We start from the raw sequence: 15,571 nt of genomic DNA on the forward strand, positions 1-15,571 counted from the left end.
CCGCGATCGGCTGATTTAAGCTGTCGGCGCGTGCTCTCTCTGCCCGGGGACGGCCGCGAGCAGTTCGCGCGTATAGGCATGCTCGGGCGCGGCGAACAGCTGAGCGGTCGGTTTCAGCTCGACGATGGCGCCGCGCTGCATCACCGCAATGCGGTCGCAGATTTGCGCCGCAACGCGAAGGTCGTGGGTGATGAACAGCATCGAGAGGCCGAGGCGAGCTTTGAGGTCTTCGAGCAGCCTCAGGACCTGCGCCTGCACGGAGACGTCGAGCGCCGAGACGGCCTCGTCCGCGACGATGATCTCGGGCTCGAGCGCGAGCGCGCGCGCAATGCCGATGCGCTGGCGCTGGCCGCCGGAGAATTCATGCGGATAACGCTCGAGCGCGCCGGCATCGAGCCCGACCATCTTGAGGAGATCGCGAGCGCGGTCCAACGCCACCTTCGGATCGGTGCCGGCCGCGATCGGGCCGTCGGCGATGATGTGGCCGACCTTGCGCCGCGGATTGAGCGAAGCGAACGGATCCTGGAAGATCATCTGGATGCGATGGCGCTCGGCGCGTAGTGCCTTGCCCGCGAGCTTTGTGAGATCGGTCTCGCCGATCCGCACGGTGCCGCGATCGGCTTCGATCAGCCGCATCACCAGGCGGGCCACCGACGATTTTCCGGAACCGGATTCGCCGACGAGGCCGAGCGTCTCGCCCTTGAGAATCGTGAAGTTGACTTCGCTCGCGGCATCGACGCGGCGGTCCTCGCGAAACCAGCCGCCCGAGGTGACGTAGGTCTTGTCCAGTCCGATCACCTCGACCGCCTTGGCCTGGTCGTCGAGGGGGCTGCGGGCGGGCGGGTCCATCGTGGGCACGGCGGCGAGCAGCGCCTTGGTATAGTCGTGCTGCGGCGCGTTGAAGACCGCCGAGGCGGGCCCTTCCTCGACCACCTTGCCATGGCGCAACACGACGACCTGGTCGGCGATGTCGGCGACGACGCCGAAATCATGGGTGATGAACATCACCGCCATGTTGCGATTGCGCTGGAGGTTGCGGATCAGCTTCAGGATCTGCGCTTGTGTGGTGACGTCGAGCGCGGTGGTCGGCTCGTCCGCGACCAGCACCGCCGGTTCGAGCGCGAGCGCCATCGCGATCATGGCGCGCTGGCGCTGGCCGCCGGACAGCTGGTGCGGATAGGCGCGCACGATGCGTTCGGGGTCGGGCAGGCCGACTTCGCGCGCCAGCGACAGCGCCTTGGCGCGCCGCTCCTTCGGCGTGAGCAGGCCGTGCGCCTCGAACATCTCCGCCATCTGGTCGCCGATCCGCATCAACGGATTGAGCGCGGTCATCGGCTCCTGGAAGATCATCGCGAGCCGTCGGCCGCGCAGATCGCGCCAGCCGTCGTCGTCGAGTTTGAGCAGGTCGCGGCCTTCGAACTGGATCTCGCCGGAGGTGACGGTGACCGTGTCAGGCAACAGGCCCATCAGCGCGTGCGCGCACATCGATTTGCCGGAGCCGGATTCGCCGACGACGCAGACGATCTTGCCGGGCCTCAAATCGAGCGAGACGCCGTCGACCGCGAATGGCCGTTCCGCCCCCTTGGGCAACGCGATCCGCAGATTCTTGATGGAGACGGCGGGCGGTGCGGTCATGATCAGCGGCCCTCCCGCGACAGTCGCGGATTGAGCGCGTCGTTGAGGCCTTCGCCGATCAAATTGAGGCCGAGCACCGAGATCAGGATGGCGACGCCGGGAAACACGGTGATCCACCAGGCCTGGCGGATCACGGTGCGGCCGGCGCCGACCATGTAGCCCCAGGAGATCAGATTGGGATCGCCGAGGCCGAGGAATGCCAGCGAGGATTCCAGCAGGATCGCGGTTGCCACCATCAGCGAGGCCAGCACGATCACCGGCGACAGCGTGTTCGGCAGGATTTCGCGCAGGATGATCCAGGTGTTGCTCTGGCCCGTGACCACGGCGGCCTGGACGTATTCCCGCGTGCGCAGCGACAGCACCTCGCCGCGGACGAGGCGCGCGACCGGCGGCCAGCTTACCAGCGCAATCGAGGCGACGATCGAATAGATCGAGGGCTGCAGGATTGCGACAAGCACGATCGCGAGCGCAAAGCTCGGAATGGTCTGGAAGAACTCGGTGAAGCGCATCAGGGCGTCGTCGACCCTGCCGCCGAAATAGCCGGACATGGCGCCGATCGGCACGCCGACGACCAGCGCCACCAGGGTGGAGACCATGCCGACGAGCAGGGAGACGCGTGCGCCAAAGATCATGCCGGCGAACACGTCGCGGCCGAGCGCGTCAGTGCCGAGCGGCACGGTCGCGAGCGTGAACGGCGGCAGGAACGGCCGCTGAACCATGCGCCAGGGCGAGTTCGGGAACAGCATTGGACCGAACAAGGCGACCGAGATCGCAAGCAGCAGGATGATCAGCCCGATGACGCCGCTCGGGCTCCTCATCATCGATTTCCAGAACTGTTTCATGTGGTGAATTCGATGCGCGGGTCGACCAGGCGATAGACCAGGTCGGTGATGAGGTTGAAGATCAGGACCATGGCGGAGCAGATCACGAAGACGCCGAGCAGCAGATTGTAGTCGCGCTGGAGCAGGGCGTCGTACATCAAGCGTCCGATGCCGGGCCAGGCGAACACGGTCTCGGTGATGACGGCGCCGCCGATCAGGGTGCCGGAGTGGACGCCGGCGAGCGTCACGACGGGCAGCAGCGCATTGCGCAGCACATGACGGCGCTGGATCACGGCGTCGGACAGACCCTTCGCGCGCGCCGTCTTGACGAAGTCGAGACGCTTCACCTCCAGCATCGAGGCGCGCGTCATGCGGGTGTAGGTCGCCATGAAGAACAGGCCGAGCGTCATCGCCGGCATGATCAGGTGCCTTGCGACGTCGACAGCATGAGCGAAGCCGGTGAGGTTGGCGCCGACCGTTTCGTAGCCGAAGCTCGGCAGCCAATCCATGGTGACCGAAAACAGCAGGATGCTCATGAGCGCCACCCAGAAGATCGGCATGGCGTAAAAGATGAGCGCAAAGACGGTGATCGCGGTGTCGAGAAAGGTTCCGGCAAAGCGCGCGGCGAAGGTGCCGAAGAGAATGCCGAGCACGAGCGAGATCGCGAAGGCCGTCAGCGTCAGCAGCAAGGTCGCCGGCAGCCGCTCGCCGATCAGCTTCGCGACCGGTGCCTGCTGGCGGAAGGAGAAGCCGAGGTCGAGGGTAGCAATGCCCTTGACGTAGATGAAGAGCTGCTCGGGCAGCGGCTTGTCGAGGCCGAACTTCTCCCTGAGCTGCTGAACGAAGATCTGGTCGCTGGCGCCGGCCTCGCCCGCCATCACCACGGCGGGATCGCCGGGCGCAAGCCGGATCAGGAAGAAATTGAGGACGACGATCGCAAGCAGGACGATCACGCCCTTCGCGACACGCTGAGCGACAAAGGAGAGCATTGTTGGATGGCGATCAGATCAGGTTGAACACACGGCAGTTGCGGTGCGCCCCCTCTCCCGCTTGCGGGAGAGGGTAGGGGAGAGGGTATTTCCGCAGAGAGATTGCCAAGTGGAGAGAACCCTCACCCGCTACGCTCTTCGAGCGTAGCGACCTCTCCCGCAAGCGGGAGAGGTAAGGGGAGCTTGGAACGCCTGTCATTACTTGTCGAGCCATGCGTCCTTGAAGCCGTCATTGACCCCGATGCCGGTCGTGATCAGGTTCTTGACCTTGCAGCGCATGATGGTCGGGAATTGCAGCTCGAGCATCCAGGCCACCGGCACGTCCTCGACCAGGATCTTCTGCGCCTTCTCGTAGATCTCCTTGCGCTTGGAGTCGGGCGTTGCCACCGCGCCGTCGGCGAACAGCTTGTCGATTTCCGGGTTGGAGTAGCCCTCGACGTTGTTGAACACCTGGCCCTTGGCGATGGCGCTGGAGACGTAGTTGCGGCCGACGCCGAGCGCGGGATCGCCGTATTGGTAGAGATAGGTGAAAGCGATGTCGTAGTCCCAGTCGCCGATCTTCTGGTTGCCGCCGGCAACGTCGGTGGCGATGGTCTCGATGTTCATGCCGACGTCCTGGAGGTTCTGCTTCACGGCTTCACCCCAGCGCTGCCAGGTCTCGCCATAGGCGAGCGGCAGAAGGCGGATCTTCTCGCCCTTGTAACCGGCTTCCTTCAGCAGCGCCTTGGCCTTGGCCGGATCGTACGGATATTTCGGCACGTCGCTGGTATAATATTTGATGGTCGATGCGGACGGGCCGGTCGCGACCTTGCCGAGCCCGTTCCAGATCACGTCCTTGGCGAAGTCGCGGTCGATCGCATACATGACCGCCTGCCGCACCCGCTTGTCGGCGAGCGGACCCTGGCGGTTGTTGAGCCACAGCCAGGCCAGCGGTGAGAAGAACTCCCAGCCGGCACCGGTGACGCAGGTATCCTTCAGCTTGGACAGCCGCGGCACGTCGAAATTCTCGACCGAACCGCCGGGCAGCACGTCGACCTTGCCGGTCTCATACGCCACCGAGCGCGCCGCAGCGTCGGGAATGATCTGCCAGTAGATCTCGTCGAGATAGGGCTTGCCCTTCTCGTAATAGTTCGGGTTCTTGACCAGGCGGATGAAGGAGCCCTTCTGCCATTCCTTGAACATGAAGGGGCCGGTGCCGACAGGGGCGTTGTTGTAGGGATTGGTCTTCCAGTCGGTACCTTCATAGAGATGCTTCGGCACCATCGGCATCGAGCCGACCTCGAAGATGCCGAGGAACGGACCGAACGGCTGCTTCAGCGTGAACACCACCGTGTAGTCGTCGGGAGCCTCGACCTTGTCGACCTGCGCGAGATTGTTGCGGGCGCGCGCATGCGTCTGTTTCAGCATCTCGAGCGAGAACAGCACGTCGGCGGCAGTGAAGGGCTTGCCGTCATGCCAGGTCACGCCCTTCCTGAGCTTGAACGTATAGGTTTTTGCGTCCTCGCTGACGCTCCAGCTCTCGGCGAGCTCCGGCTGCGGTTCGAGCTTGGGGCTGTAGCGAAGCAGGCCCTCGAAAATGTTGCCCGACACCATCTGCACCGGGCCGTTCTGGACCATCGCCAGCATCAGGCCGGGCGGCTCGGGCTGAATCACGGCATTGATCGCTCCACCCGCTTTCGGCTCTTGCGCCAGCGCAGGAGCAGCGAGGCCGCAAGCCAGGAGGACACCAAGCAACACTCGTTTTGACATGTCGTATCTTTCTCAAGCGAGACCAGCCGCAAACGCTTCGCACGTCATGGCGCGCAAAGCTACGGCCGGCCCATCCCAGTCCCCATCCGGGATCGAGGCTCACACGGTCTCATTCGGCGCCGCAAGATGAAAGTCTCGACAATGTTCGCACAAAAAATGTACAGCGCGTCCTGTTATGGCGTTTGGCGGCCAAGCCGGCGCCGCCGCGCCGCCCGGCCTCAGGAGGGCCGCAGCACCCGTTGCAACTCGGCGAGCGCGTCCGCGAGTTGCTCCCGGTGCGCGATGTCGTCCTTGGGGATGGCCGCGACACTGCCCGCGAGTTCGCGCAGGATCCCGGCGAGCAGGCCGAAATTGAGGTGCAGGTGCACCGATTTGCGTTCGTCCGCGGTGCCCGGATGCTGCAGCACCAGCGCAACGCCGCTGCCGTCGAGACGTGCCTCGAACCGCGACGAATGCCCGAAGGTGCCGACATAGAACTTGTCGGGATATTCGAGCGCGATCTCTGCCTTGTCGGGAACCGGCTTGGACATGTGAGCCTCATTTGTGTGGGGCTATTCTGGCCGGGAATAAACTCGGCCGCCTTGCGATAGGTCAGAGGCGGGCTCGTTCCGGATTTGATTCGGATCAAAGCCGGGCTGCCGCTTCTGCGATCTGATGGTAGGACGGGTGAAGCCCCGCGTGCCTGGTCAAATGCGAGTGCATCGGCGATGAACGTCCGTTCCACCCCATCCGAAGCGGATTCAGACGATATCTTCATCTCCTTCGCGGACGAGGCGTCGGCACGTTGCGCGCAATTGCTCGGCAATGCCGGCCTCAGGCTGACGCGCCATCGTCTGGCGCTGGGCCAAATGCTGTTCCTCTGCCCCCATCGTCATGTGACAGCGGAGGGGCTTTATGAAGAAGCGACGGCCGCCAATCTGCGGCTGTCGCTCGCGACCGTCTACAACACGCTGAACCAGTTCACCGAAGCCGGCCTGTTGCGCCGGATCGCGGCCGACGGCATCAAGTCGTTCTTCGACACCGACACGTCCGTGCATCCGCATTTCTACCTCGAAGGCGAGGATGTGCTGGTCGACGTCACCGACGGCCTGACCTTCACCAGGATGCCCGAGGCGCTCCCGGGCCACGAGATCGCGCGGCTCGACGTCGTCGTCCATCTGCGCCGCAAGCGCGACGCAGACTCGACATGAGGATCGTCTAGCGCAAGCCGGCCCGCCGGAATCCTTCCAGATAGTGCTCGCGGTCGGCCTCGTTGGCCCATGGCAATTGCGTCGAAATCCAGTGCAGCGAGATGTTGGGCTGGGTACGGCGGAGCTCGCCCAGCGCCATCTCCGCAAGCACGCCGTCGCCGGTCATGCCGGCAGAAACCGCGAGCACGCGGTAGGCGCCGGTGAGGTCGCCCCGGTGGCGGATCGCCTCGCGCGCGAGCGCGATGGCCTCGCCATAGCGCCGCTCGGTGAAGCGGGCATAGCCGGCGATGCCGTGATAGATCGCCAGGGATGGATCGCGCGGCGAGAGCCGCATTGCCCTCTGCGCTGCCTCGAATGAATCCTTCGGTCGCCCGGCATAGGACAACGCCAGTGCGTAATAGCCTTGCGCCAGCGAGAAGTTCGGATTGAGCGCGAGCGCCTGCTCGAACTCGGACAGTGCGTCCGCAAGCCTTCGCGTCGAGAAGTAGACGCTGCCGAGCGCGGCGTGCGCCCAGGCATCCTCATGATCGCAGCGCACCGCGACGAGCGCGGCGGCTTCCGCCGCTGGCGCCACCACGGCAAGCTCGGCCCAGCCGAGATGCACGCCGAACATGTGGTTCGCCGCGAGCACCGACAGCGCTTGGCCGTAGTTCGGATCGATTCCGACCGCACGTTCCAGCAGCGCCCGCGCGGTCTCGTGATCCCGCCGCGTCACGCGCCAGTAATGCGACAGCCCCCGCATCAGGAGATCCCAGGCATCCAGGCTCGCGGGGGGCTTGCGATGGGCGCGAAAACTTTCCGCCGCATGAATCTGCGGCTCGATCGCCGCGGCGATCGCGTTGGTGATTTCGTCCTGCACGGCGAACACGTCGACCAGCTCGCGGTCGTAGCGCTCGGCCCAGAGATGGCTGCCCGACGTGGCGTCGTTGAGCTGCGCGGTGATGCGCACCCGGTTGTCCGACTTGCGCACGCTGCCTTCGACGACGTAGCGGACGCCGAGTTCCTCGGCGATCTGCCGGATGTGGACAGCGCGGCCCTTATAGGTAAAGGACGAGTTGCGGGCGATCACCATGAACCAGCGCTGCTTCGATAGCGCGGTGAGGATGTCCTCGCTGATGCCGTCGCCGAAATAGTCCTGTGCGGGATCGCCGCTCATGTTCTCGAAAGCGAGCACCGCGACCGCCGGACGGTCCGCCAGGGCGCGCGGCAAAGCAGCGACGGCTTGCGTGGGGGCGGTCGCGGCTGCCACTTCTTCCCGGACTTCGCCGACGAAACGAAAGCCCTTGCGCGGAATGGTCTTGATCAGCCGCTGGCTCGCACCGTCGTCGCCGAGCGCCTTGCGGGCGGCGTTGATCCGGCTGTTCAGGGCGGAATCCGAGATGATCCGGTCGCTCCAGATCTGACTGATCAGGTCATCCTTGCTGACCACGCGGGTGCGCTGCGCCACCAGATAAAGCAGGAGATCGAACACCTGCGGCTGCAACGGCACGGCGGCTCCGCTGCAGGTGAGTTCCCGCAGGTCGCCGTCGAGCACATTGTTTTCAAAGCAAAATCGCACGTTTCTGTCGTCTCAAGCAAAAATCAAAGTCGTCTCAGGCGAAAATCAACCGTCCGCGAAAGTCTTGGGACCTTGGGTGCGCCATGGTGGAGCGACCAATGAAGTGCCGGCGTTTTGGCACAACGGAGCTGTTTATGACCCAAATTGATCATCAGGTTCATCCCATCGGCCCGGTTGCGGGCTCACGCATTTTCAAGTTCATCGCCTTTCTGTACGGAATTGCGGCGTATCTCGTGTTTTTCGTCACCATTCTCTACGCCATCGGCTTCGTCATGGGGCTGGTGGTGCCGAAGACCATCGACACCGGGACCGATACGCCCGCGGCCGAGGCCGTCATCATCAATCTGCTCGTGATGGCCCTGTTTGCGGTCCAGCACAGCGTGATGGCGCGCCGGCAATTCAAGGCCTGGTGGACGCAGTACGTCCCCAAGCCGGTCGAGCGCAGCACCTATGTGTTGTTTGCGAGCCTGTCATTGCTCCTCCTGTTCTGGCAGTGGCGCCCGCTGCCCACGGTCATATGGGATGTCGCGAACCCGGATCTTGCTGTGACGATCGTCACGCTGTCGCTGGTGGGCTGGGTGCTGGTGTTTACCTCGACCTTCATCATCAATCACTTCGAGCTGTTCGGATTGCATCAGGTGACCAATCATCTCGTTGGCAAGGAGGCGTCGCCGCCGCGCTTCAAGACGCCACTGCTCTACAAGTTCGTCCGTCATCCGATCTATCTCGGCTTCATCATCGCGTTCTGGGCGGCGCCGGTCATGACCGCGGGCCATCTGCTGTTCGCCGCCGTGACCACGCTCTACATCTTCGTCGGCATCGCGCTGGAGGAGCACGATCTCATCGACCTCTTCGGCGACGAGTACCGGCAGTACAAACAACGGGTCTCGATGCTTATTCCCTGGCGCAAGTCGGTATAGCTTACGCGTCGTTCGGCCGCGTCCGCCGAAAGGAGGACGCGCGGCGGCGCCGAGGCGCGTAACGGATCCTGCCGGACGCAACCTTCAACGCTTCTCGGGGTGATCCCCCGTCACCCTGACGCTATCAGTGCGAGCAAAGCTCGTCGCGACCCCGCATTCGTTTTTGCCGAGTTCTCGGCAAACAGGAGCGGGGAGAGGAATCTCAACAATCATCAACGGAGACGACCTAATGAAACATGTTGGAAACTGCTTCTGTGGCGCAGTCACGATTGAGGTCACGGGTGCGCCGGAGGCGATGGGCTATTGCCATTGCAGCTCGTGCCGCTCGTGGTCGGGCGGTCCGGTGAACGCCTTCAGCCTTTGGAAGCCCGAGGCCGTGCGCATCACCGAAGGTGCTCAGAATGTCGAGACCTTTGCGAAGACGCCGCTCAGCCAGCGCAAATATTGCAAGAAGTGCGGCGGCCATCTCATGACCAACCATCCGCCGCTCGGCTTGGTCGACGTCTTCACCGCCACCATCCCCACGCTCGCCTTCGCGCCCGGCGTCCACGTCAACTACGCCGAGACGGTGCTGCCAATGCGTGACGGCCTGCCCAAGCTCAAGGATTTCCCGGCCGAGTTCGGCGGCAGCGGCGAGATGATGCAGGAGTAGCGGCCCCCATCTCCTCTCCCGCAAGCGGGAGAGGAGAAATTCGCTACCTCATCCCCGCGCGCCGCAATCCGTCAAGGTAATGCTCGCGATCCTCGTCCCGCAGCATCGGCAGCTCACGCGTGATCCAGGCGAGCGAGATGCCGGGTTGGGCGCGGCGCAAGCCTTCCAGGGCGGACGCCGCGCGCGCGGAATCCCCCGACATGCCGGCGGCGGCCGTCAGCACCCGATGCGCGCCGACGAAATCGGCGCGCTGCCGCATCGACTCGCGCGCCATCTGTGCGGCTCCTTCGTAATCGCGGCCGATGAACCGGGCATAGGCGGCAACGCCGCAATAGATCGCCGCGAGCGGGTCGCGCGGGCTCAGCCGCAGCGCGCGGCGCGCGGCGACATCGCCGTTCTGCCATCGTCCCGCGTAACACAGCGTCACGCCGTAGAAGGCATGCGCCATCGCAAAATTCGGATTGAGGTTTAGCGCCAGTTCGAACTCCGCAAGCGCGTCGTCGAAGCGGCGGCGGAATAGATAGGTATAAGCCAGGCCGTGATGGGCCCAGGCATCCTCACGATCGGCCTCCACCGCCGCGAGCGCCGCGCCCTCGGCGATCGGCACGGTCGAGGCCATGTCGGACCAGCCCATATGCGCGCCGAAGATGTGGCTGGTCGCGAGCAGGCCGAGCGCCTTGCCATAGGTGGGATCGAGCGCGACGGCCTTTTCGAGCAGTCCTTGCGCGGCGGCATTGTCCTCGCGGGTGATGCGCCAGTAATGCGACAATGCGCGCATCACGAGGTCCCAGGCATCCAGGCTTCCCGGCGGCTTCTGCTGGGCGCGAAAACTCTCGGCGGTATAGAGCTGCGGCTCAATCGCGGCGACGATCGCCTCGGTGATCTCGTCCTGCACGGCGAAGATGTCGGCAAGCTCGCGGTCGTAGCGTTCGGCCCAGAGATGGCTGCCGGTCGAGACGTCGTTGAGCTGCGCGGAGATACGCACGCGATCGCCGCTCCGCCGCACGCTGCCTTCGAGCACGTAGCGCACGCCGAGCTCGCGCGCGACCTCGTTCATATGCACTGCGCGGCCTTTGTAGACGAAGGAGGAGTTGCGCGCGATGACGAAGAACCAGCGCAGCTTCGACAGCGCGGTGATGATGTCCTCGCTGATCCCGTCGGAGAAATAATCCTGCTCGCGGTCGCCGCTCATGTTGGTGAAGGGCAGCACCGCAATCGCCGGCCGGTCCGGTAGCGGCAGCGGGGCCTGCAGAAGGTTCGCTCCGAAGTCGGATTCCGGCGCGGTCGCCCCACGCTTGGTCTCGACGTCGCCGACGAAACGAAAACCCTTGCGCGAGATGGTGCGGATCAGCGCCTGGCTCGCGCCGCTGTCTCCGACCGCCTTGCGTGCCGCATTGATCCGGCTGGTCAGGGTGGATTCGGAGACGCTGCGCCCGTGCCAGATCTTGTCGATCAGCTCGTCCTTGCTGACCACCCGGTCGCGGTTCTCCATGAGGTGGACGACGAGATCGAAGACCTGCGGCTCCACGGCAACGGGAACCTGCTCGCGGCTCAGCTCGCGCAAGTCGGTATCGAGCAGGTGATCCCGGAACAGAAACTGCACGTCGAAAACTCAGACCTCACGACATCGGGCAACGATGAAATCAAAGACGGATTTCGGCTGATGCCCATGAGTCCACCGAGGGGCCTGCCCGGTTCACCACGATCGCGTGATGGCAGGCATGCAGTTTACGGCGAGGAATGCAGCCTTGGTTAGAACATAGCCGGTTCGGCCGGATTGTCAGGGTCTCCTCACGTCATTGCGACCGCAGCGAAGCCATCCAGGCTGTCGCCGTGGAGACAGCGTGGATTTGCTTCGTCGCAAGGGATCCTCGCAATGACGGTGTTGAGGCAATGGCGCGCGGGAGCTTCCCATTTTGTCCTGGCCTTCGCGACGACATCGAATGTGTGGCAAGCAATGAATGTCCATTGCCGAACAGTTCCGTGTGCGTAAGCTGCCCCCACACAAACGCAAACACGAAGATGCGCCCATGCCCGCTTTTCATGCCTCGACCACCGTGCTGGATTCCATGTTGTTCCGCGATGCCTTCGGCACGCCGCAGATGCGGGAGGTGTTTTCCGATATCGCGACGGTCGCGCGCTATGCCGAGGTCGAGGTCGCCCTGGCGAAGGCGGAAGCGAAGTGCGGGGTGATTCCGCAGGATGCCGCCGATCAGATAGCGGCTCGGACCGACGCTGCCGCGCTGGATTTCGACCTGTTGCGGCAGGAGACCGATGTCGTCGGCTATCCGATCCTGCCGCTCGTGCATCAGATTGTGAAGCAATGCGGCGATGCCGGCCGCTATGTGCATTGGGGCGCGACCACGCAGGACATCATGGACACCGCCGTGGTGCTGCAACTGCGCGCCGGGCTCGAGATCGTCGAGCAGGACATCGCGAGCTTGCGCACAATCCTCGCCGACCTCTCGAAGCGCTACCGTGACACGCCGATGGCGGGCCGCACCCATCTTCAGCAGGCGCTGCCGGTCACCTTCGGCTACAAGACAGCGATCTGGCTCGCTATGTTCGACCGCCATGCCGAGCGGATCCGTGAATTGAAGCCGCGCGTCCTGGTCGGCCAGTTCGCCGGCGCCGCCGGCACGCTGGCCTCGCTCGGCGACAAGGGGTTCGAGGTGCAGGAAGCGCTCTGCGCCGAACTGAAGCTTGGCGTTCCCGCCTCGACCTGGCATGTCGCACGCGACGGTTTTGCCGAGGCCGTGAACTTCCTGGCGCTCGTCACCGGCTCGCTCGGCAAGATCGCGCTCGACACCATGATCATGGCCTCGACCGAATTCGCCGAGGTCTACGAGCCCTTCGTCAAGGGACGCGGTGCTTCCTCGACCATGCCCCAGAAGCGCAACCCGATCTCCTCGGAACTGATGCTCGCGGCGTCGAAGGCGGTGCGCCAGCACGCCGGCCTCATGCTGGATGCCATGGTGCAGGACTTCGAGCGCGCCACCGGGCCCTGGCACGCCGAATGGATGGCGATCCCCGAGAGCTTCGTGCTGACCGCCGGCGCGTTGCACCAGGCGAAGTTTGCGCTCGCCGGCCTCATCGTGGACGAAAGCAAGATGAACGAGAATCTCGCCGTCAGCCGCGGTCTGATCGTGGCCGAAGCCGTGATGATGGGGCTCGCGCCGCAGATCGGGCGGCAGGAGGCCCATGACGTGGTCTACGACGCCTGCCGGCTCGCCCATGAGAAAGGTCTTACGCTGGCGGACGCGCTATCGTCCGATTCCCGCGTCTCTGTCAGAATCGACCGTGCCACGATCGAGGCGTTGACATCACCGAAAAATTACCTCGGCCTTGCTCCCGCCATGGTCGACCGGGTGCTGAAATCGGCAACGCGTTGAAAACCAAAATGCGCGAAACCGCGTATCTTTGGGGTGTCGCAAGGCACTCGCGCACTTGTGTCCCGCGATGCTAGACTTAAATTGAGCAAGAGACGTTCGGCAGAGGATCCGACATGACTGGTCAACGCATCACTTCCACTCCCATCGATCCCGTGAAGCTCGACCGGCTGGCCGAGGTGGCGGTGAAGGTTGGTCTGGGCTTGCGGCCGGGCCAGGATCTGCTCTTGACGGCACCTGCGATCGCGTTGCCGCTGGTGCGGCGGATTGCCGTGCATGCCTACAAGGCCGGCGCCGGCATCGTGACGCCCATTCTCTCCGACGAAGAGATGACGCTGGCGCGCTATCGCCACGGCCACGACGACAGCTTCGATCGCGCCGCCAACTGGCTCTACGAGGGCATGGCCAAGGCGTTCTCGAACAACACCGCGCGTCTTGCCATCGTCGGCGACAATCCGATGCTGCTCTCGGGCGAAGATGCTTCCAAGGTCGCGCGCGCCAGCAAGGCCAATTCCATGGCCTATCAGCCGGCGCTGGAAAAGATCGTCAATTTCGACACCAACTGGAACATCATTGCCTATCCGAGCCCGTCCTGGGCGAAGCAAGTCTTTCCGAACGATCCTGAAGAGGTCGCGATCGGCAAGCTCGCGGACGCGATCTTCGCGGCGTCCCGCGTCGATCGCGAGGACGCGCCGGCCAATTGGGCGAGCCACAATGCGGTGCTGCGGGAGCGCACCAACTGGCTCAACGGCCAGCGTTTCCGCGCGCTCCAGTATTCGGGCCCGGGCACCGACCTCACCATCGGCCTCGCCGATGGTCATGAATGGGAGGGCGGCGCCTCGCTGTCCAAGAACGGCATCAGCTGCAACGCCAACATCCCGACCGAAGAGGTCTTCACCACGCCGCATTGCCGGCGCGTCTACGGCCATGTCGTGAGCTCGAAGCCGCTGTCCTACCAGGGCACGCTGATCGACAACATCGCAGTGCGTTTCGAGGACGGCAGGATCGTCGACGCCAAGGCCTCGCGCGGCGAGGAGGTCCTGAACAAGGTGCTCGACACCGACGAGGGCGCGCGGCGTCTCGGCGAAGTGGCGCTGGTGCCGCATTCCTCGCCCATCTCGCAGAGCGGGCTGTTGTTCTACAACACGCTGTTCGACGAGAACGCGGCCTCGCACATCGCGCTCGGCCAGTGCTATTCGAAATGCTTCGTCAACGGCGCGCAGCTCACGCCGCAGCAGATCGCGGCGCAAGGCGGCAACCAGAGCCTGATCCATATCGACTGGATGATCGGCTCGGCCGAGACCGACATCGACGGCATTCTGGCCGACGGCAGCAAGGTGCCGGTGTTTCGCAAGGGCGAATGGGCGAAGTAACTACGCCGCCGCGTTGCGCAGCATCGGGCTGTTGTCGATGCTGAAGCGGTTGAACAGCGTCGTGAACGGGCTGCCGTCGGTGGCCCGCACGACGGCGTCGGAGGCCGCCACCGCGTCGTAGAGCGCACCGACCGGATCATTCGCCTCGGGCAGGTCGAGACCCCCGCGGATTTGCTCGCGGGCCTCGTTGACGTCGTCCTCGTCGTCGAGTGTCGCCTCCAGCGCGTCCGCCGCCCGCCGCATCTCATGGAGGTCACCGCCGGCGGAAAATTTGAGGATGTCGAGCCAATAGGGGCGCGCCACAACGAGCTGGACGAAAGCCTCGAAACTCTCCGCGACGATTCCCGCGCGGCCTTCCGACGAGACGTAGAGTACGTTCTGAGAGGGCAGCAGCACGAACGCGCCGCCGGAGCCGTCACTGCCGATCTGCCAGGGGCTTTCGATGCCGTCGACGGTGAACCAGGGCTCCTCGTCGGTTGCGAAGGAGACATCAAGGCTGCCGAGCCAGGCGACGACCTCGCCTTGAGCTGCGAGAACCTCCGGGGTGAGGGGCATCGGTATGGCTCCTTTCAGATAGCTTCGCGCACTTTGTCGCACCCCGAAAAAGAAGGGTTCATGTGTGCGAAATTGCAGGGAAATTGGGACGTTAACCGTTTCGCGTCTGCAACTTGCGGCTGATTGTCGGGCCCTGCGTAAGAAAGAATTAAAAACCGGCTACTAGCGTTCCCGCCATCTTTGAACAATCCGGGCCGAGACCCGGCGGATCATATTTTATCCCCTGGGGGAACAGATGTCGCGCACATTGATTGAAATCAGTAGTTGCAATGTAGAGCTTGAGCTGCGGCCGATCGAGCCGTCCTGGATCATCGAGGGCAATCCGGTGTCGCGCTCGCACATCCTGTCCACCAGCGCCGACGGCACCGCTTCGACCATCATATGGGCCTGCACCGAAGGCCGATTCAACTGGTACTACGACATCGACGAGACGATCATGATCATGGAAGGATCGATCGTGCTCGAAAGCGACGGCATGCCGCCGAAGCGCTACGGCCCGGGCGACGTCATCTTCTTCCGCAACGGTGCGCACGCCAAATGGCATGTCGAAGGCCACGTCAAGAAGATCGCCTTCTGCCGCAAGACCAATCCCGTGATGATCGGCTTCCTGATCCGCGTCGTCAACAAGCTCAAGAAGATATTCGTCTCCACAGGCGAGCGCCGTCCGGCCTCGCTGATGGGCGCCGGTTAGAGTTCAATCAGTTTCAAGGACGCTTCCCAGCGGTCACGACGGAAGAGGG

The 15,571-nt window shown here is 64.0% G+C and carries 14 protein-coding genes; 6 read left to right on the forward strand and 8 right to left on the reverse strand.

Annotation, left to right across the window (positions count from 1 at the left end; all coding sequences use genetic code 11):
• Positions 1 to 15: 15 nt before the first annotated feature.
• From AC0L3C_RS19235 to AC0L3C_RS19255, 5 genes are all read right to left on the reverse strand, one after another.
• Entirely contained in the window at positions 16 to 1,635 is a 1,620-nt protein-coding gene (locus AC0L3C_RS19235; protein ID WP_473408699.1) for an ABC transporter ATP-binding protein, read from the reverse strand.
• Between the two features lie 2 nt (positions 1,636 to 1,637).
• Positions 1,638 to 2,477 (reverse strand): ABC transporter permease, encoded by an 840-nt coding sequence (locus tag AC0L3C_RS19240; RefSeq protein ID WP_473261009.1) that lies wholly within the window; start codon positions 2,475 to 2,477, stop codon positions 1,638 to 1,640.
• Positions 2,474 to 3,445, reverse strand: a complete 972-nt coding sequence (locus AC0L3C_RS19245) for an ABC transporter permease (RefSeq protein WP_473261007.1) — start codon at positions 3,443 to 3,445, stop codon at positions 2,474 to 2,476. Before AC0L3C_RS19245 ends, AC0L3C_RS19240 begins: the two co-directional genes overlap by 4 nt.
• A 198-nt stretch (positions 3,446 to 3,643) precedes the next feature.
• Positions 3,644 to 5,194 (reverse strand): ABC transporter substrate-binding protein, encoded by a 1,551-nt coding sequence (locus tag AC0L3C_RS19250; protein ID WP_473408700.1) that lies wholly within the window; start codon positions 5,192 to 5,194, stop codon positions 3,644 to 3,646.
• Between the two features lie 218 nt (positions 5,195 to 5,412).
• The gene (locus AC0L3C_RS19255; RefSeq protein WP_007599501.1) at positions 5,413 to 5,724 is read right to left on the reverse strand and encodes a hypothetical protein; all 312 of its coding nucleotides are present in this window, start codon (positions 5,722 to 5,724) and stop codon (positions 5,413 to 5,415) included.
• Positions 5,725 to 5,901: 177 nt separating this feature from the next.
• On the opposite strand from AC0L3C_RS19255, the gene irr reads away from it, so the two are divergent.
• The gene (irr, locus tag AC0L3C_RS19260; protein WP_473284243.1) at positions 5,902 to 6,384 is read left to right on the forward strand and encodes a Fur family transcriptional regulator Irr; all 483 of its coding nucleotides are present in this window, start codon (positions 5,902 to 5,904) and stop codon (positions 6,382 to 6,384) included.
• Between the two features lie 7 nt (positions 6,385 to 6,391).
• Here the strand turns inward: irr and AC0L3C_RS19265 are convergent, their stop codons facing one another.
• Positions 6,392 to 7,942 (reverse strand): winged helix-turn-helix domain-containing protein, encoded by a 1,551-nt coding sequence (locus AC0L3C_RS19265; protein ID WP_473408701.1) that lies wholly within the window; start codon positions 7,940 to 7,942, stop codon positions 6,392 to 6,394.
• Positions 7,943 to 8,076: 134 nt separating this feature from the next.
• Here AC0L3C_RS19265 and mddA point away from each other — a divergent pair, with 134 nt between their 5' ends.
• Both mddA and AC0L3C_RS19275 read left to right on the forward strand, forming a co-directional pair.
• Positions 8,077 to 8,862, forward strand: coding sequence for a methanethiol S-methyltransferase (gene mddA / locus AC0L3C_RS19270; protein WP_473260999.1), 786 nt, complete (start codon positions 8,077 to 8,079; stop codon positions 8,860 to 8,862).
• A gap of 229 nt (positions 8,863 to 9,091) precedes the next feature.
• The gene (locus AC0L3C_RS19275) at positions 9,092 to 9,514 is read left to right on the forward strand and encodes a GFA family protein (RefSeq protein ID WP_027515305.1); all 423 of its coding nucleotides are present in this window, start codon (positions 9,092 to 9,094) and stop codon (positions 9,512 to 9,514) included.
• Positions 9,515 to 9,557: 43 nt separating this feature from the next.
• On the opposite strand, the gene AC0L3C_RS19280 is transcribed toward AC0L3C_RS19275, so the two are convergent.
• Positions 9,558 to 11,117: a winged helix-turn-helix domain-containing tetratricopeptide repeat protein gene (locus AC0L3C_RS19280; RefSeq protein WP_473408702.1), complete on the reverse strand. Its 1,560-nt coding sequence runs from the start codon at positions 11,115 to 11,117 to the stop codon at positions 9,558 to 9,560.
• A 427-nt stretch (positions 11,118 to 11,544) separates the two neighbouring features.
• Here AC0L3C_RS19280 and AC0L3C_RS19285 point away from each other — a divergent pair, with 427 nt between their 5' ends.
• Both AC0L3C_RS19285 and AC0L3C_RS19290 read left to right on the forward strand, forming a co-directional pair.
• Positions 11,545 to 12,906, forward strand: a complete 1,362-nt coding sequence (locus AC0L3C_RS19285; RefSeq protein ID WP_473408703.1) for a class-II fumarase/aspartase family protein — start codon at positions 11,545 to 11,547, stop codon at positions 12,904 to 12,906.
• 113 nt (positions 12,907 to 13,019) lie between these two features.
• Complete coding sequence (locus tag AC0L3C_RS19290) at positions 13,020 to 14,276, forward strand: aminopeptidase (protein ID WP_473260991.1); 1,257 nt, start codon at positions 13,020 to 13,022, stop codon at positions 14,274 to 14,276.
• Here AC0L3C_RS19290 and AC0L3C_RS19295 read toward each other — a convergent pair whose 3' ends face one another.
• Positions 14,277 to 14,831 carry a hypothetical protein gene (locus AC0L3C_RS19295; protein ID WP_473260989.1) on the reverse strand — a complete coding sequence of 185 codons (555 nt, stop codon included), beginning with the start codon at positions 14,829 to 14,831 and terminating at the stop codon, positions 14,277 to 14,279. It abuts the gene before it with no gap.
• Positions 14,832 to 15,066: 235 nt separating this feature from the next.
• On the opposite strand from AC0L3C_RS19295, the gene AC0L3C_RS19300 reads away from it, so the two are divergent.
• Positions 15,067 to 15,522, forward strand: a complete 456-nt coding sequence (locus AC0L3C_RS19300; RefSeq protein ID WP_247432216.1) for a cupin domain-containing protein — start codon at positions 15,067 to 15,069, stop codon at positions 15,520 to 15,522.
• Positions 15,523 to 15,571: the final 49 nt, after the last annotated feature.

This window comes from Bradyrhizobium sp. WSM4872 (assembly GCF_055811715.1).

What these genes read in the sequence shown, in the direction of transcription:
- AC0L3C_RS19240 (WP_473261009.1), bottom strand. Translation starts at nt 2,477, where the DNA reads ATGAAACAGTTCTGGAAATCGATGATGAGGAGCCCGAGCGGCGTCATC.
- AC0L3C_RS19300 (WP_247432216.1), top strand. Translation starts at nt 15,067, where the DNA reads ATGTCGCGCACATTGATTGAAATCAGTAGTTGCAATGTAGAGCTTGAG.
- AC0L3C_RS19235 (WP_473408699.1), bottom strand. Translation starts at nt 1,635, where the DNA reads ATGACCGCACCGCCCGCCGTCTCCATCAAGAATCTGCGGATCGCGTTG.
- AC0L3C_RS19250 (WP_473408700.1), bottom strand. Translation starts at nt 5,194, where the DNA reads ATGTCAAAACGAGTGTTGCTTGGTGTCCTCCTGGCTTGCGGCCTCGCT.
- mddA (WP_473260999.1), top strand. Translation starts at nt 8,077, where the DNA reads ATGACCCAAATTGATCATCAGGTTCATCCCATCGGCCCGGTTGCGGGC.
- AC0L3C_RS19255 (WP_007599501.1), bottom strand. Translation starts at nt 5,724, where the DNA reads ATGTCCAAGCCGGTTCCCGACAAGGCAGAGATCGCGCTCGAATATCCC.
- AC0L3C_RS19285 (WP_473408703.1), top strand. Translation starts at nt 11,545, where the DNA reads ATGCCCGCTTTTCATGCCTCGACCACCGTGCTGGATTCCATGTTGTTC.
- AC0L3C_RS19295 (WP_473260989.1), bottom strand. Translation starts at nt 14,831, where the DNA reads ATGCCCCTCACCCCGGAGGTTCTCGCAGCTCAAGGCGAGGTCGTCGCC.
- AC0L3C_RS19290 (WP_473260991.1), top strand. Translation starts at nt 13,020, where the DNA reads ATGACTGGTCAACGCATCACTTCCACTCCCATCGATCCCGTGAAGCTC.
- AC0L3C_RS19245 (WP_473261007.1), bottom strand. Translation starts at nt 3,445, where the DNA reads ATGCTCTCCTTTGTCGCTCAGCGTGTCGCGAAGGGCGTGATCGTCCTG.
- irr (WP_473284243.1), top strand. Translation starts at nt 5,902, where the DNA reads ATGAACGTCCGTTCCACCCCATCCGAAGCGGATTCAGACGATATCTTC.
- AC0L3C_RS19275 (WP_027515305.1), top strand. Translation starts at nt 9,092, where the DNA reads ATGAAACATGTTGGAAACTGCTTCTGTGGCGCAGTCACGATTGAGGTC.